The 14,939-nt window shown below is 71.2% G+C and carries 15 protein-coding genes; 3 read left to right on the top strand and 12 right to left on the bottom strand.

The window, feature by feature from the left end; all coding sequences use genetic code 11:
• Nucleotides 1-42: 42 nt before the first annotated feature.
• Together CFK39_RS12540 and CFK39_RS12535 are read right to left on the bottom strand one after the other, a co-directional pair.
• Nucleotides 43-2,901, bottom strand: a complete 2,859-nt coding sequence (locus tag CFK39_RS12540) for a UvrD-helicase domain-containing protein (protein WP_089065742.1) — start codon at nt 2,899-2,901, stop codon at nt 43-45.
• Between the two features lie 107 nt (nt 2,902-3,008).
• Nucleotides 3,009-3,356 (bottom strand): hypothetical protein, encoded by a 348-nt coding sequence (locus CFK39_RS12535; RefSeq protein WP_089065741.1) that lies wholly within the window; start codon nt 3,354-3,356, stop codon nt 3,009-3,011.
• Nucleotides 3,357-3,417: 61 nt separating this feature from the next.
• On the opposite strand from CFK39_RS12535, the gene CFK39_RS12530 reads away from it, so the two are divergent.
• Nucleotides 3,418-4,554 carry a lysylphosphatidylglycerol synthase transmembrane domain-containing protein gene (locus CFK39_RS12530; RefSeq protein ID WP_245822605.1) on the top strand — a complete coding sequence of 379 codons (1,137 nt, stop codon included), beginning with the start codon at nt 3,418-3,420 and terminating at the stop codon, nt 4,552-4,554.
• 14 nt (nt 4,555-4,568) lie between these two features.
• Here the strand turns inward: CFK39_RS12530 and CFK39_RS12525 are convergent, their stop codons facing one another.
• From CFK39_RS12525 to CFK39_RS12515, 3 genes are read right to left on the bottom strand one after another with little or no spacing between them, the layout of a single operon-like run.
• Nucleotides 4,569-5,045: a hypothetical protein gene (locus tag CFK39_RS12525; protein ID WP_089065740.1), complete on the bottom strand. Its 477-nt coding sequence runs from the start codon at nt 5,043-5,045 to the stop codon at nt 4,569-4,571.
• Nucleotides 5,035-6,072: an alpha/beta hydrolase gene (locus CFK39_RS12520; protein WP_089065739.1), complete on the bottom strand. Its 1,038-nt coding sequence runs from the start codon at nt 6,070-6,072 to the stop codon at nt 5,035-5,037. The genes CFK39_RS12525 and CFK39_RS12520 overlap by 11 nt, the downstream gene beginning before the upstream one ends.
• Nucleotides 6,069-6,287, bottom strand: coding sequence for a BldC family transcriptional regulator (locus CFK39_RS12515; protein ID WP_089065738.1), 219 nt, complete (start codon nt 6,285-6,287; stop codon nt 6,069-6,071). The genes CFK39_RS12520 and CFK39_RS12515 overlap by 4 nt, the downstream gene beginning before the upstream one ends.
• Nucleotides 6,288-6,607: 320 nt before the next feature.
• Between CFK39_RS12515 and CFK39_RS12510 the strand changes: the two genes are divergently transcribed.
• Complete coding sequence (locus tag CFK39_RS12510) at nt 6,608-6,808, top strand: DUF3073 domain-containing protein (protein WP_089065737.1); 201 nt, start codon at nt 6,608-6,610, stop codon at nt 6,806-6,808.
• Between the two features lie 98 nt (nt 6,809-6,906).
• Here CFK39_RS12510 and purM read toward each other — a convergent pair whose 3' ends face one another.
• The 7 genes from purM to CFK39_RS12475 form a co-directional block, all read right to left on the bottom strand.
• Nucleotides 6,907-8,070 (bottom strand): phosphoribosylformylglycinamidine cyclo-ligase, encoded by a 1,164-nt coding sequence (gene purM / locus CFK39_RS12505; protein ID WP_089065736.1) that lies wholly within the window; start codon nt 8,068-8,070, stop codon nt 6,907-6,909.
• Entirely contained in the window at nt 8,067-9,557 is a 1,491-nt protein-coding gene (gene purF, locus CFK39_RS12500; RefSeq protein WP_089065735.1) for an amidophosphoribosyltransferase, read from the bottom strand. Before purF ends, purM begins: the two co-directional genes overlap by 4 nt.
• A 97-nt stretch (nt 9,558-9,654) precedes the next feature.
• Nucleotides 9,655-10,053 carry a hypothetical protein gene (locus tag CFK39_RS12495; RefSeq protein WP_245822603.1) on the bottom strand — a complete coding sequence of 133 codons (399 nt, stop codon included), beginning with the start codon at nt 10,051-10,053 and terminating at the stop codon, nt 9,655-9,657.
• Entirely contained in the window at nt 10,050-10,847 is a 798-nt protein-coding gene (locus CFK39_RS12490; protein ID WP_089065734.1) for a copper homeostasis protein CutC, read from the bottom strand. The genes CFK39_RS12495 and CFK39_RS12490 overlap by 4 nt, the downstream gene beginning before the upstream one ends.
• The gene (locus CFK39_RS12485; protein WP_420836206.1) at nt 10,844-11,305 is read right to left on the bottom strand and encodes a sterol carrier family protein; all 462 of its coding nucleotides are present in this window, start codon (nt 11,303-11,305) and stop codon (nt 10,844-10,846) included. Before CFK39_RS12485 ends, CFK39_RS12490 begins: the two co-directional genes overlap by 4 nt.
• Nucleotides 11,306-11,309: 4 nt before the next feature.
• The gene (locus CFK39_RS12480; RefSeq protein WP_089065733.1) at nt 11,310-12,608 is read right to left on the bottom strand and encodes an adenylosuccinate synthase; all 1,299 of its coding nucleotides are present in this window, start codon (nt 12,606-12,608) and stop codon (nt 11,310-11,312) included.
• 126 nt (nt 12,609-12,734) lie between these two features.
• Complete coding sequence (locus CFK39_RS12475) at nt 12,735-13,160, bottom strand: DUF3151 domain-containing protein (RefSeq protein ID WP_089065732.1); 426 nt, start codon at nt 13,158-13,160, stop codon at nt 12,735-12,737.
• A gap of 54 nt (nt 13,161-13,214) precedes the next feature.
• On the opposite strand from CFK39_RS12475, the gene CFK39_RS12470 reads away from it, so the two are divergent.
• Nucleotides 13,215-14,879, top strand: a complete 1,665-nt coding sequence (locus CFK39_RS12470) for a phosphotransferase (RefSeq protein ID WP_089065731.1) — start codon at nt 13,215-13,217, stop codon at nt 14,877-14,879.
• Nucleotides 14,880-14,939: the final 60 nt, after the last annotated feature.

The following is a 14,939-nucleotide window of genomic DNA, read 5'->3' as shown; positions in this document are numbered from 1 at the left end:
GTCGCACGAGGGGTGCCGCCCGCTCGCGCGGCGGCAGGGCCCTCAGAGCTTGGTGATCGCCGCATAGCGCAGCACCAGGCGCTTCGTGCCATGCGGGGCCTTGAACTGCACCTCCACCTGGGTCTTCTCCCCCTGACCCGCGACCTCGGTGACCGTCCCCATCCCGAAGGAGTCGTGGGTGATCCGGTCGCCCACCGCGAGCTGAGGCAGCTTGTCGGCCGGGGTCGCTCTGCGGCCGGAGCCGAGGCTGGGGCGTTTGATGTCGCTGCGCCCACCGCCGATTCCGCCGCTGAAGGAGGGGCCGCGGCGGCTGCTCGAGCTGGAGCCGCCCCCGTAGCTGCCGGAGCCGCTGTAGCCGCCGCCGAATCCGGCGCCGCTGAGCGTGGAGCCGGCGCGCGCCACATCCAGCACCTCCTCGGGCACCTCGTCGAGGAAGCGGCTGGCGGGCATGAACTGGGTCTGTCCCCACATCGATCGCATCTGGGCCCGGGTCAGAAAGAGCTTCTCGCGGGCGCGGGTGATGCCTACGTAGGCCAGGCGCCGCTCCTCCTGGAGCTCCTCGGGATCGCTCAGGGTGCGGTTGTGGGGGAAGGTGCCGTCCTCCATCCCGGTGAGGAACACGACCGGGAACTCGAGGCCCTTGGCGGTGTGCAGGGTCATCAGGGTGACGAACTGATCCTCCTCGCCCGGGATCTGATCCGCATCGGCGACCAGTGAGACCTTCTCCAGGAAGCGGTCCACGAGGCTCGCCTCGGGGTCATCCGGCGCGGTCAGCGCGGCGTCGGGGGCGACGTCGGCCCCAGGGGCGAGGTCCGTCCCCGGCGTCGCGGCGTCCGTCAACGGGTTCGCCGAGCCATCCGCCGCAGCATCCGCCACAGCACCTGTCGCGTCGGATCCCCCTGCCTCGTCCGCGTCCTCGTACTCGCTGGCGACGGCGTCGGCCTCCTCCATCTGCGCCTCGAACTCGGCAGCGACGCTGACCAGCTCGGCGAGGTTCTCCAACCGGGACTCGTCCTGCGGGTCCTCGCTGCCCTGCAGCTCGGCGTAGTAGCCCGACCGCTGCAGGATCGCCTCGAGCAGATCGGCGGGCCCGGCCCCGTCGGCGGCCATCGCCTGGAGGTCCTCGAGCATCGCCACGAAGGTCCGCACGGCGTTCAGTGAACGGGTGGCGATGCCGGGGGCCTCCTCCGCGCGGCGCAGCGCCTCGCCGAAACCGATCCGCTCCCGCTCGGCGAGCATCGCGACCGCCGCCTCGGCCCGGTCGCCGATGCCGCGCTTGGGGACGTTGAGGATGCGGCGCAGGTTGATCTCATCGGCCGGGTTGGTGAGCACTCGGAGATAGGCGATCGCATCCTTGATCTCGCGGCGCTCGTAGAAGCGGGTGCCGCCGATCACCTTGTACGGCAGGCCCACGCGGATCAGCTGGTCCTCGAGCGCGCGGGACTGGGCGTTGGCGCGGTAGAAGATCGCGATGTCCCCCGCCCGGCGGCCGTCGTCGACCAGCGCGTCGATCTGGCGGCCGATGTATCGCGCCTCCTCGCGCTCGTCGTCGGCGACGTAGAGGGTGATCTGCTCGCCCTCGCCCTGATCGGTCCACAGGTTCTTCTTGCGCCGCCCGGCGTTCTCCTCGATCACAGAGTTCGCGGCGGACAGGATGTGCTGGGTGGAGCGGTAGTTCTGCTCGAGCACGATGGTGCGCGCGGTGGGGAAGTCCTGTTCGAACTCGACGATGTTGCGGATCGTGGCGCCGCGGAAGGCGTAGATCGACTGGTCCGAGTCGCCCACCACGGTGAGGTCGGCGCGGGGGTCCTCCCCCACCAGCTCCCGCACCAGCTGGTACTGGGCGGTGTTGGTGTCCTGGTACTCGTCCACCAGCAGGTGCCGGAAGCGGCGGCGGTAGCCCTCGCGGATCGCCGGGTTCTCCCGCAGCAGCGTGACGGTCAGACCGATCAGGTCGTCGAAGTCCACCGCGTTGGCCTGGCGCAGCCGTGCGGTGTAGTTCGTGAAGATCCGTGCGAGGGTCCGCTCGAAGGGATTCTTCGCGCTCTCGGCCTGATCAGCGAAGTCGATCGGGTCCACGAGGTCGTTCTTCAGCGTGGAGATCCTCGAGGCGAGCGCACGCGGGGCGTGCTTCTTCGTGTCCAGTTCGAGGTCCTTGGCGATCGTGGTGATCAGGCGCAGCGAGTCGGCGCTGTCATAGATCGTGAAGGAGCTCTTCAGCCCGGCCGCGGCGGCGTCGCGGCGCAGGATCCGCACGCAGGCGCTGTGGAAGGTGGAGACCCACATGCTGCGGGCGACCGGGCCCACCAGCTCGCCCACGCGCTCGCGCATCTCGGCGGCGGCCTTGTTGGTGAAGGTGATCGCGAGGATCTCCCCCGGCAGCGCTTCCCCGGAGCGCAGCAGGTGGGCGATGCGCCGGGTGAGCACTCGGGTCTTGCCGGAGCCGGCGCCGGCGACGATCAGCAGCGGCGAGCCCCGATGCTCGACCGCTTCGCGCTGCGCCGGGTTCAGGCCATCGGTCAGCACGGTGAGGCCGGGGGCACCGGCCCCTGCTCCCGGTCCCGGGGCGGAGGGCGCGGGTCGATCGGCCGGATGCGGGGCCTGCGCGAGCTCCGGCGGGGGCAGCGGCAGATCCTCGTCCTCCGGCGGCGGGGCATCGTCGAACGGCGGCTCGTCCTCGAACGGCGGCTCGTCCTCGACCGGCGGGGCGTCCGCGTACGGCGGCTCCTCCCCGATCGACGGCCCGGTGTTCGGCCGCCGCCCACCGAGCCGGTCCTGGTCACCGGCGGGCGCCGCGGAGTCCTCCGCGCGCCCCCGGTCGCGGGTTCCCGGGGTCACCGAGACTCCGTCGAGGCGGCGGAAGGCGTCGGGCAGCGACAGATCATCGAAGAGAGAGCTCATGAGGGTTCCAGGATAGGGCCGGGCCCGACAGCGGGGAGGCTGTCGGGCCCGGTGTGGACGGAGTGTGCGTGGGGAGGACCTGTCGTGGCAGGTCGCCCCGGGGCGTCTCAGACGAACACGGCGACGACCACGTTCACGACGATCGCGGTGGGGATGCCGAACCACACTGCGGAGGAGGTCTCGGGACCCTTCTTCTTCGCGATGTAGGCCAGGGCCACGGCGACCAGGCCGACCAGGAGCTTGATGCCGAGCTTCATGTGGTTCGGCTCCCATGGCAGGAGGCCCGGGATCGAGATCAGGACGGCCATCACGATGCCGATCACGACGGCGCCGGCGACGGCGTGGGCCATGCCCGGGTTCGGCTGACGGGTGCGCGCGGCCGCCACCCAGGTGCCGAGCGCCACGGCCCAGAAGATCAGGTGCAGCACGACGAGGAGGGACATCAAAAAGGACATGACACCATGTTAGGTCGTTGCGCCTGGGAGGTCCCTGCCCGCCCCGTGCGAGAATCGCCGCATGCCAGCGGTCCCCTCCGACTCCCCCGACTCCCCGGGCCCCGACACCGATGGGCCGGACGGTGCGCGGCGGCTGTCGATGGACCTCGACCGGCTCCCCGGGGACCTGGCTGCGCTCGACGCCGAGCAGCCGCCACGGCTCACCCGGGGCCGTCTCGTCGGCGGCCTCCTCTCCATCGTGCTGGTGATCGGGCTGCTCGGCTGGGCGCTGCCGTGGGCCACAGGGGCGAACTGGGGCGAGATCGCCGGGACGCTGAGGGCGCTTCCCCTCTGGGCCGTGCCCGTGATGGTGCTGCTCGGCGCCGGCGCCCTGCTGCTCGAGACGGTGACCGTGCGCGCCGCCCTGCCGGAGGCGCGCTGGTCCGCGGTCCTGCTGGCGCATCCGACCGCCGGGGCGGCCTCCCTCGCGGTGCCGGGCGGGACCGTGATCGGGCTGGGGCTGATGGGCTGGATCCTGCGCCGCTCCGGCCTGGTGCTGCCGGTCATCCTCACCGGCATCGTCGCCGCCTCCCTGGTGGAGATGGTGCTCACCTCGGTGCTGATACCGCTCCTGGGTCTGGCCGCCTATGCGCTGAGCCCGGTGCTGAGCACCCTCACGATCACGCTGCCCGGCGCATGGTGGGCGGCGCTGCTGGCAGTGCTCGGTGCAGTGCTCGCCCTGGCCCTGACCGTCGTGCTGCTGCGCCGCAGCGTGCTGGCCGCGCTGCTGACACATTTCTCCGCGCTGGTCCCGGAACAACTCGCCGGGTCGATCCTGCTCCAGCGTGATGTGCTGATCCAGATGCTGCGACGTCGCTGGCCGGCGCTGGTGGCGCCGACACTCGGTGCGCGCGTGCTCCAGTGGCTCGCGCTGGTGCTCGCCATCGAGGCGGTCGGCGCCGAGGTGCCATGGCTGCTCACGGTGGCGATCTTCGCGCTGGGTCGGGTGCTGTCCCTGGTGCCGCTGACCCCCGGCGGCGCCGGGGTCACGGAGACGATCGGGGCGGCAGTGCTGGTCGCCCTGGGCGTCGCGGCGGCCGACGCCGCGGCCGCGATGCTCCTGCTGCTGGTGACGATGCTGCTGGTCCCGCTGATCTCCGGTGCGCTCACCACGGCGATCGCCCTCGCCCTCCTCCCTGACCGGCGCTCGCGGGTCTGAATCCCGCCGACCGTTCAGTCGCCCTCGTCGTACTCGGGGGTGTCGATGCCGAGGGTGTGCGAGGGGTGGGCGAGGAAGCCGTCCTCGGCGCCGGGCAGCAGCGGGAACCCGCCGATGCTGGCGCCCTGCTCGGTGCCGACGAAAGCGGCGACGTCGGCCACGTGGCGATGCGCATCATCCCCGCGGCCCAGGAATCCGGCGCCGGCGTATCCGCCGAGGCGTCGGCCGGTGCTGCGCTCCGCGGCGACTGCGGTCGCGTCCAGCCGACGGGCGCTCGCGCGCAGTCCGCCGGCGATGCGTCCCAGCTCCGGATAGTGCTCCTGCATCCAGTGCTCGTGGATCTCTTCGCCCAGCATCCGGGTTCCGCGGTCCTCCGCACGGGTGAGGTCCACGATCGTGTTGGCCAGGCGCAGCCGCAGGATCGTGAGGCGGTCGGCGGCGCGCCGCAGCGAGTCGGCCTGCCTCCGCAGCGAACGCGCATCAGCGGTCATCGGTCGGCTCCTTCCCGGACGTGCCCGGAGCGGGCGGGCCGAGGTCCTCGGCGCGATCGGACTCCTTCATCGTAGGCATCACCCGGCAGGACGTCTCCAGCCAGTCGTCAAGGATCTCGGTGGCCCAGGAGCGGGCATCCGCGTCGGAGAGGAACACGTCGTGGCGCGCGCCAGGGACCGCGTCGATCTGCACCTGCGGGCCCAGTGCGGCCGCCGCCGCAGCAAGGGTCCGCACGTTCAGCACCGAGTCCGAGCGTCGCATCTGCTCACTGAACCGGTGGCCGATCCGGGTGCGGTCCGAGTGCAGCACCAGCACCGGGATCGTCAGCGGCCCGGCGGCGGCCAGGCGTCGCTGCCCGTCGATGATCGCGTTGAGAGTGACTGCCGGGAAGGGATGGCCTCCCGGCGGTTTCAGAGCGAGATCGTAGTCATAGGCGCCGCCGAAATCCCGGTGGCTGGCACGGGCGACGTGAGCGCTGCCGACGGGGAGGATCGGTCGTCGTCGCAGCCGCTCGGCCAGCAATCGCACCGGCACCCGGGCGAGAGCGCGGGTGACCGGTCCCAGGTGCATCTCCAGCCACGGTGAGTTCAGGGCGAGACCGGCCACCGTGCCCGGATTCCGCTGGGCCCACAGCGTAGCGGTGAGCCCTCCGGTGGAGTGTGCGAGCAGCACCGGGGGCCGGTCACGGCCGATGAGCCTCAGCGCAGCACCGATCTCCGCGTCGTAGCGGCTGAGATGGTCGATCGCCGTCGCGGTCTGTCCCGGCAGCAGGCTCCGGCCGTGCTTGCGCAGGTCCAGCCCCCACACGTCGTGCCCGCGGTGGCCGAGGTGCTCCATCAGCTCCCGGTCGAGGATGTAGTCCGACCAGCCGTGCATCAGCAGGATCGGCGGCCGCCCGGCGACCGCCTCCGGCGAGCTCCCTGGCTCGCGGTGGATCAGTGTGCCGACCAGCGGCCCCTCATCGTCGGACCCGAGATCGATCCGGTACGTCTCGTACCCCTCCCCCAGGAGCGGATCAGTGCTCACACGTCCTTGGAGCTGTCCCGCAGCAGCTCGACGACCTCGTCGCGGCGATACCGTCGATGGCCGCCCAGGGTGCGCATGTACGTCAGCTTGCCGGCCTGGGCCCAGCGGGTGACCGTCTTCGGATCGACGTGGAACATCTTCGCGACCTCGGCAGGCGTCAGCAGCCCGGTGGCGTCCTCATCGCCCGCGGAAGGGTTCTCCGTGGTTGCGTTCATTGGGCGTGTGACCTTTCACTGCGGGATTCGGGGCGCCGCCACGCCCGCTCGGCGTGATCTGGTGCTGGCACCCGCTACAGACTAATCGGTAGGGCCGATGCGCTGGTAAACAAATGACCCGTGTCCGGCCAAGATCCTACGAATCGGGCGTTTCGGTGGGGCTTCGGCCCTCTGAAAGCCCTGAACGGGATGTCCGGCACGTCTCACCCCTTGGAGTTCGCCGGACCGCAGGGCGCTCATGTACCCTGAGCAAACGAAACTAATGCCATCTTCCGGGTCGACAAGAACACCCGGCAGCCGACGCACAGGGGGTCAGATCCATGGGTCGCGGCCGACAGAAAGCCAAGCACACCAAGGTGGCACGGGACCTCAAGTACTACAGCCCGCCGACGGACCTCACGGCACTGCAGCGCGAACTGCAGTCCCAGCGAGGCGAGGCCTCCGGCGCCGACGGAGACGACCGGGCCGAGGACAGTGAGAACTGGGCCGACGAGGACGCACCGTCCGCACGACACCGCTGAGCACACCGGCACCCGCCGGAGAGCACCGTGACACACGCATGACAGCATGAGGGCCGACCTGAGGGTCGGCCCTCATGCTGTGTCGGGAGCATCCCGGCTCAGCTCCAGCCGCCGTGCTGACCGGCCATCAGCACGCCGCCGCCGTCGACGCCCTTGGCCCCGGTGACGACATGCTCCAGCGGTCCGCCGGGCACCGGCAGCGATTCCTCGCCGACGACCTCGCCGATCACCCGCGCGCCGAGCCCGCACTCCGCCAGAACGGCGAGCGTCGCGTCGGCAGAGTCCGCGTCGACCAGGGCGATCATCCCGATGCCCATGTTCAAGGTGCCCTCGAGATCCAGCTGCGGCACCGAGCCCCAAGCGGCCACCCGCGAGAACACCGCTCCCGGCTCCCACCGGGAGCGATCGATCCGGGCGGCGAGCCCGCGCGGCATCACGCGTGCGAGGTTCGCGGCGAGTCCTCCGCCGGTCACATGGCTCAGCGCGTGGACGGCACCGCGGGTGCGGGCATCCCGCAGCACGGCCAGCAGGTCCGCGGTGTAGATCCGGGTCGGCTCCAGCAGCTCCTCGCCGAGGGTGCGACCGAAGTCCTCCACCTCGGAGTCCAGGGAGAGGCCCGCAGCGGCGACCACGGCGCGCACCAGCGAGTAGCCGTTGGAGTGGAGGCCGGAGGCATCCATCCCGATCACCACATCCCCGGGGCGCACCCGCTCAGGGCCCAGCAGGTCCGCGGCCTCGACCACGCCCACCGCGGCGCCGGCCACGTCGTAGTCCTCGGGTGCCATCAGGCCCGGATGCTCGGCGGTCTCCCCGCCCACCAGCGCACAGCCTGCCAGGCGGCAGCCCTCGGCGATGCCGCGCACGATGTCGGCGATCCGCTCCGGCACCACGGTGCCGCAGGCGATGTAGTCGGTCATGGCCAGCGGCTCGGCACCGACGACGATGATGTCGTCGACCACCATGCCGACCAGGTCACGACCGATGGTGTCGTGGATGTCCAGCTCTCGCGCGATCGCGATCTTGGTGCCCACGCCGTCCGTGGAGGAGGCCAGCAGCGGCCGGTCGAAGGCCTTCAGCGCGCTGACGTCGACCAGTCCCGCGAAGGCGCCGATCCCGCCGAGCACCTGGGGGCCGTGGGTCGCGGCGACGGCCTCCTTCATCAGCTCGACAGCGCGATCGCCGGCGGCCGTGTCCACACCGGAGTCGGCGTAGGTGATCCCGGAGGAGCGGGAGTCCTGGGGGCTGGGGCTGGTCTGGTTCATGCGTCCTTCTCGGCGAGGGAGGGTTCGGTGGGCGGAGCCTGGACGATGCCCTGGGCTCGGGCGACGGGCTCCGGCAGGGCGACCGGATACTTCCCGGAGAAGCAGGCGGTGCACAGCGCCTCCTCTGGCTGGTCGGTGGCGGCGATCATCCCCGCCTCGGTGATGTATCCCAGAGAGTCGGCGCCGAGCGAGCGTGCGATCTCCTCGATGCCGAGGCCGTTGGCGATCAGCTCCGCCCGGGAGGCGAAGTCGATGCCGTAGAAGCAGGGCCAGCGCACCGGCGGGGAGGAGATCCGCACATGGACCTCGGCCGCTCCCGCCTCGCGCAGCATCCGCACCACGGCGCGCTGGGTGTTGCCGCGCACGATCGAGTCGTCGACGACGACCAGCCGCTTGCCCTGGATGACCTCCCGCAGCGGGTTCAGCTTCAGGCGGATGCCGAGCTGACGGATGGTCTGGCTGGGCTGGATGAACGTACGGCCGACATAGGCGTTCTTCACCATGCCCTGGCCGTAGGGGATGCCTGATTCCTGGGCGTAGCCGATGGCGGCCGGGGTGCCGGACTCGGGGGTCGGGATCACCAGATCCGCCTCGACGGGATGCTCCCGGGCGAGCTGGCGGCCCATCTCGGTGCGGGCCTCGTTCACGCTGCGCCCGGCGATGCGGGTATCGGGGCGGGCGAGGTAGGCGTACTCGAAGACGCACCCCTTGGGGACGGGGGGCATCACCTGCTCGGAGCGCAGTCCCTGCTCGTCGATCACGATCATCTCGCCGGGCGCGACCTCGCGCACGAAGCTGGCACCGCAGATGTCCAGGGCCGCGGTCTCGGAGGCGACCACCCAGCCGCGCTCGAGGCGCCCCAGCACCAGCGGGCGGATGCCCTGGGGATCCCGCGCCGCATACAGCGTGGTCTCCGTCATCAGGGTGAAGCAGTAGGCGCCGTGGAGCAGCGGCATCAGCTCCCGCAGGGCAGCCTCGAGGCTCCCCTCGACGTTCAGCAGCGCGGTGACCAGAGCGGTGTCGGTGGTGTTGCCCCGGGCGATCTCGCCGGTGCGGGGCCTGCCGTGGCGCTCCTCGATCAGGTCGAGCAGCTCCTCGGTGTTGACCAGATTGCCGTTGTGCGCCATGGCCACGGTGCCGTCGGGACGGGGGCCGAGGGCGGGCTGAGCGTTGGACCAGTTCGAGCCGCCGGTGGTCGAGTACCGGGTGTGCCCGATCGCGATATGGCCCTGGAGCGCCTCGAGCGACGCCTCGTCGAAGACCTGGGAGACCAGACCCATGTCCTTGTAGACCATGATCTGGGAGCCGTCGCTGGTTGCGATGCCCGCGGACTCCTGCCCGCGATGCTGGAGAGCATAGAGACCGTAGTAGGTCAGTTTGGAGACGTCCTCACCGGGGGCGAAGACGCCGAAGACCCCGCAGGCGTCCTGCGGGCCCTTCTCCCCGGGGAGCAGGTCATGGGAGAGTTTTCCGTCGCCACGTGCCACTGGTCCATAGTGCCACAGGCCTCTGGCGCGGCCCAGCACTGTCCGCAGGGACCGGGAGCGGCATCCCTCGCGATCCGGACGCGGGAGTCGCCTCGGCTCAGCGGCGTCGTCTCGACTCGTCGCGGTGCCTGATCGCGTCCACCAGGGCAGCGATCGCAGCCAGTGGGAGGCCGATGAATACCGCGGCCACCAGCATGAAGTTGACCACCCCGCTGAGATCCGCGAAATCGAAGAAGGGGGCGCTGAGCAGAGCCGCCACGGCCGGGACGAGAATCGCGAGAGCGACCCAGAAGCCCAGGGTCGGGGTGCGGCGCCGGCGCACGTACACGCTGGTGACCTCGGTCTCAGAGAAGGCATCGACGGGCTCGGCGCTCCCGCGGCCCGCGGAGTGCGCGGTGTCGGCGCCGCTCTCGATGCCTGCGCCGTCCTCGGGGCCCACCGGGTCCGTGGGGTGTTCTGGATGATTGGGGTTCTCGGAGTCGTTCACAGTGCTCACAGTCCTTCAGCGGCATCGACCGCCGCGGCGACGATCGCCGGGTCGGTGCAGGTCTTCGGGGCGCCGTCCTCGACCGGGGCGCCAGGTCGTCGGCGGGCGGAGAGATGGACATCGGCCACTCCGGTGCGGCGCACGAGATCTCCGATATCGGCGGGGCGCACCCCGCCTCCGGCGCAGATGTCCAGCAGCCCCTGGGCAGCATCGACCATGGCGCCCAGGTCCTCGGCTCCGTCCAGGGCCCGGCTCGCTCCCCCGGAGGTCAGCATCCGGTGGATCCCGAGGCCCAGCAGGGTCCGCGCCGCGTCCTCCCGCCGCGACCGGTCCGCCAGCGCGTCGACCGCGCGGTGGACGGTGAGGGTGACCCCTCGCATGGCGCTGCTGCCGGCGCTCAGCGCGCCGTCGCGGATGGCCTCGATCGCGGGCAGGTCCAGCTCGCCGTCCTCGGTGAGCGCACCGATCACCACACCGGCCGCCCCTGCGGCGACGCTCTCCTCGGCCTGCCTCGCCATCAGTGAGATCTCGTCGGCCGAGTAGGCGAACTCCTCGGGCCGGTCCAGGAAGTCGCCGTGCTCGGCGCGGCAGCGGATCAGCACGTGCACGTCGAAGTGGGGCTTGGCATCGCGCGCCCCAGCCAGGGCGGCAGCACGGGCTGTGCACTCCTGGACCAGCGTCGCCGGCGGGGTGAGCCCGCCCCGGGCGAGGTCCACGCACAGCTCCACCCGGTCAGCACCGGCCTGCGCGGCGACCTCCAGCCCGGCAAGGTCCTCCACCGCGATCTCCACGGCCACGCTCATCGCTCCTCCTGCTCATGGACTGACTGATCCTGGACTGACTGATCCTGGACCGGCTGCTCACGGGCAGCCTGGTCACGGGCCGTGCGCACGACACGGCGCGGGCCCAGCAGCGGAAGCAGCCCGCCCAGGTCGCTGCGCTCACCGCTCGCGCGCACGCGCCCTTCGGCCACCGCCTGCTCCCAGTCGAGATCGCCGGTGGCCAGCCCCAGCCAGGTGGCGGGATCGGTCTCCACGACCGCCGGCGGGGTGCCGCGGGTGTGCCGGGTGCCGGGGATGGCCTGCGCCGCGGCGTAGGGCGGGACCCGCAGCTCGACGGCGCCACCGGGGTACTCCTCGGCGAACAGCTCCAGGGTGTGGCGCACGGCCGGTGCGAGCACCGGGCGCCCTGCCCCCTCCGGGTCGGTCGCCCACGAGGTCAGCGCACGGCGGCCCGCCTCGGGGTCGGTACGACGGGTCACCACGTCAGCTGGTCGTCTCCGGCAGCAGGTCGTGGACGGCGATGGTCGCGGCACGATCCGGGCCCACCCCGATGGCGCTGATCCGGCACCCGGCGAGCTCCTCCAGGCGACGCACGTAGTTCCGTGCGTTTTCGGGCAGCTCCTCGAAGGTGCGGGCTGCGGAGAGGTTCTCGGTCCAGCCCGGGAGGGTCTCGTAGACCGGGGTGGCGTGATGGAACTCCGTCTGGGTCATCGGCATCTCGCGGTGGACGACGCCGTCGACGTCGTAACCGGTGCAGATCGGCACCTCATCGATGCCGGTGAGCACATCGAGCTTGGTCAGCACGATGTCGGTGAAGCCGTTGATGCGCACTGCATGACGGATCATCAGCGCGTCGTACCAGCCGCAGCGACGCGCTCGACCGGTGTTGACACCCACCTCGCCGCCGACGCGCTGGAGGTACTCGCCCCACTCGTCCTCGAGCTCGCTGGGGAAGGGGCCGGCACCCACGCGGGTGGTGTACGCCTTGACGATCCCGATCACGCGATCGATGCGGGTGGGGCCGATGCCGGTTCCCGTGCAGGCACCGCCGGCGGTGGGATTGGAGCTGGTCACGAACGGGTAGGTGCCGTGGTCGACATCCAGGTAGGTGGCCTGGCCGCCCTCCATCAGGACCACCTCGTCGCGATCCAGCGCGTCGTTCAGCAGCAGCGTGGTGTCCACCACCATCGGCCGCAGCCGCTCGGCGTAGCCCAGCAGCTCCTCGACGATCTCGTCGATCTCGACGGCGCGACGGTTGTAGAGCTTGACCAGCAGCTCGTTCTTCTGGCGCAGCGCCCCCTCGATCTTCTGCCGCAGGATCGATTCGTCGAAGAGGTCCTGGACGCGGATGCCGAGGCGGCCGATCTTGTCCATGTACGCAGGGCCGATGCCGCGACCGGTGGTGCCGATCGCCCGCTTGCCCAGGAAGCGCTCGGTGACCTTGTCGAGGGTCTGGTGGTACGGCGCCACGATGTGCGCGTTGGCGCTGATGCGCAGCCGGGTGGTGTCCACGCCACGGGACTCCAGCATCCCGATCTCCTCGAACAGCGCGCCGAGATGGACCACCACGCCATTGCCGATGACCGGCGTGACCTGCGGCGAGAGGATGCCGGCGGGAAGGAGCTTGAGCTCGAACTTCTCACCGTCGACGACCACGGTGTGGCCGGCGTTGTTGCCTCCGTTGGGCTTGACCACGTAGTCGACCCGCTCACCGAGGAGATCGGTGGCCTTGCCCTTCCCCTCGTCACCCCATTGGGCTCCGACGATCACGACGGCGGGCATGGCGACTCCTGAGGAACGGGATGTGACTTTCCGGGCAGTCGGCCACGTGGAGCGCACGGGGCCGCGTGGATCCTACCAAGCACGGCCGGACGCCCCCTGCGAACCGGGGGCGCCCGGCCGGTGCGCTCAGTCCAGCAGGCTCGGGTCGGCCTCGCGGAGGAAGCCGGTGACGCGATCGGCCTCGGCCTCGTCGCCGAGTCGGCGCGAGGTCTCCCCCAGCATCGCCAGCGCCCGCAGGAAACCGCGGTTCGGGGAGTGGGAGGCAGGGATCGGCCCCTGCCCGCGCCAGCCGGCCTGGCGCAGCGCATCCAGGCCACGGTGGTAGCCGGTGCGGGCGTAGGCGTAGGCCGCGACGTCATCGCCATCGGTCAGGGCATCCTGGGCGAGGGTGGCCCACGCGAGCGGGGAGTCGAGATGGCGGGCGGTGATCTCCCGCGGGTCACCGTCGACCAGCTCCTCGCTCACCTGCACATCGACGAAGTCGTCGGGAAGTCGGGTCTCGGGAATCCCCAGAAGGTTCCCGCTGGTGAGGTTATCGGTACGATCAGCCATGCAAGCATCGTAGGCGGTGTCGCCTGATGACCACATGACCGGAATGATTCACCCATGTCACACACGCAGGACGGGTCTGAGCTCCTCACCGGGCCCGGCGCGGGAGGACTGCTCCGCTCGGCCGTCGGCAACTCCGGTGGAGTGCTGCACAGCTGGCAGCTCGACCACGTCGATCACCGTCCCGGGCGCAGCACCAAGGCGCTGTACCGCACCCAGGTGTCCTGGCCCGAGCTGGACGGTCCGCAGGCGCCGGCGCGCGAGGAGCTGTTCGGCGCCAGCGCCCATATCGGCGAGCGCGAGAAGAACCTCCATGTCGCCGAGCAGACCCTGGTGATGACCGACGGCGATATCAACGTCCGAGTGTGGCGCTACCCCCACGACCCCTGGCTGCCGATGCTGCCGCTGGTCTGCTATCCGGACATCGTCGGCCGCACCCTGCACGATCTCGGCGCCGCCATCGGCCCGGACCCGTCGGTGCCGATCGCGATCGACGTCGTGTCCTACCGTCCGGGACGCCGGGCAGTGCTGCGTGCCTCCCAGGGCACCCGGGCCGTTTACCTGAAGGTGATGCAGCCCCATCGCAGCGGGGAGATCGTCGACCGCCACCATCGGCTGCTCGCAGCCGGTGTCCCGGTGCCCGAGGTGATCGCCCACCACAACGGGCTGGTGGTCCTCGCCGAGCTGCCCGGGCGGCCTCTCGCCCGCGCCGTGGTCGACGAGGGCGTGGACGCCTGCCGGGCCGAGGACCTGGTCGCTCTGCTGGACCGGCTGCCCGCCTCGATGTACTCGCTCTCGCTGCGCCCGCCCTGGACCGACTCGGTGGATTTCTACTCCGGCATCGTCAGCTCGTCGGTCCCCTCGCTGGGGCCGCGGCTGGATGCCCTGGTGCGGTCGATCCGCGACGGGCTGTCCGCGCTCGAGCAGCGGATGGACATGCGTCCCCACGACGTGGTGCACGGAGACTTCTACGAGGCGCAGGTATTCGTCGATGGCGGCAGGGTGGTCGGCCTGCTCGACATCGACACCGTGGGCCCGGGCAGGCGCGCCGACGACCTGGCCTGCCTGCTGGCCCATCTCAGCGTCCTGGCCGATTACGGCAATGCCGGCCGCATCGATCGCGCCACGCAGGAGCGGGTCGAGGAGGCCATCCGCACCTGGCACGAGATGTTCTCGGAACGGGTCGACCCCACCGAGCTCGCGCTCCGCTCCGCCGGCGTGGTGCTGTCCCTGGCCACCGGCCCGCACCGTCAGCAGGAGGCGGCGTGGGAGGCCGCGACCGAGGCGATCGTGCGGGTCGCCGAGGAATGGGTCACCGCGGCCCGGCATGCCGAGTCCCGGCGGCGTGAGGCCGAGGCCGCGAAGCAGGCCGCAGCTGCTCCGATCACCGATTCGCGACCGGCCGTTCCCGTCCCACCGACACAAGGCCCGACGGGGGTGCGCCAGGTCCCGCCACCGCAGAGCCCCGGCCCCGCTCAGCAGCCCGCACCCCCACAGCGGGCCCCGGCGCAGCAGCAGGCTCCGGTGCAGCCCTCCGGTCCCTCGGCGTACTCGGCGCCGCCGGAGAACACCGCGCCCCTGCCCCCGCAGAGCCTCTCGCCTCGACCGGTCCAGGCCGCCGAGCCGCATCCGCCCCAGCCGCAGGTGTCCGGTGGCCGCTCCGATGACGGTGACGACTCCCCCACCCAGGAGCGACGGATCGACTCGATCCTCCCGAGCTGATGGCCTCCGTGACCGGCGCCCGCCGGCGGCGCCGGGCACTGCGGAGCTGTGCCACCATCG

Source organism: Brachybacterium avium, assembly GCF_002216795.1.
Classification (GTDB): Bacteria; Actinomycetota; Actinomycetes; order Actinomycetales; family Dermabacteraceae; genus Brachybacterium; species Brachybacterium avium.
This window is presented reverse-complemented; position numbering and strand designations above follow the sequence as displayed.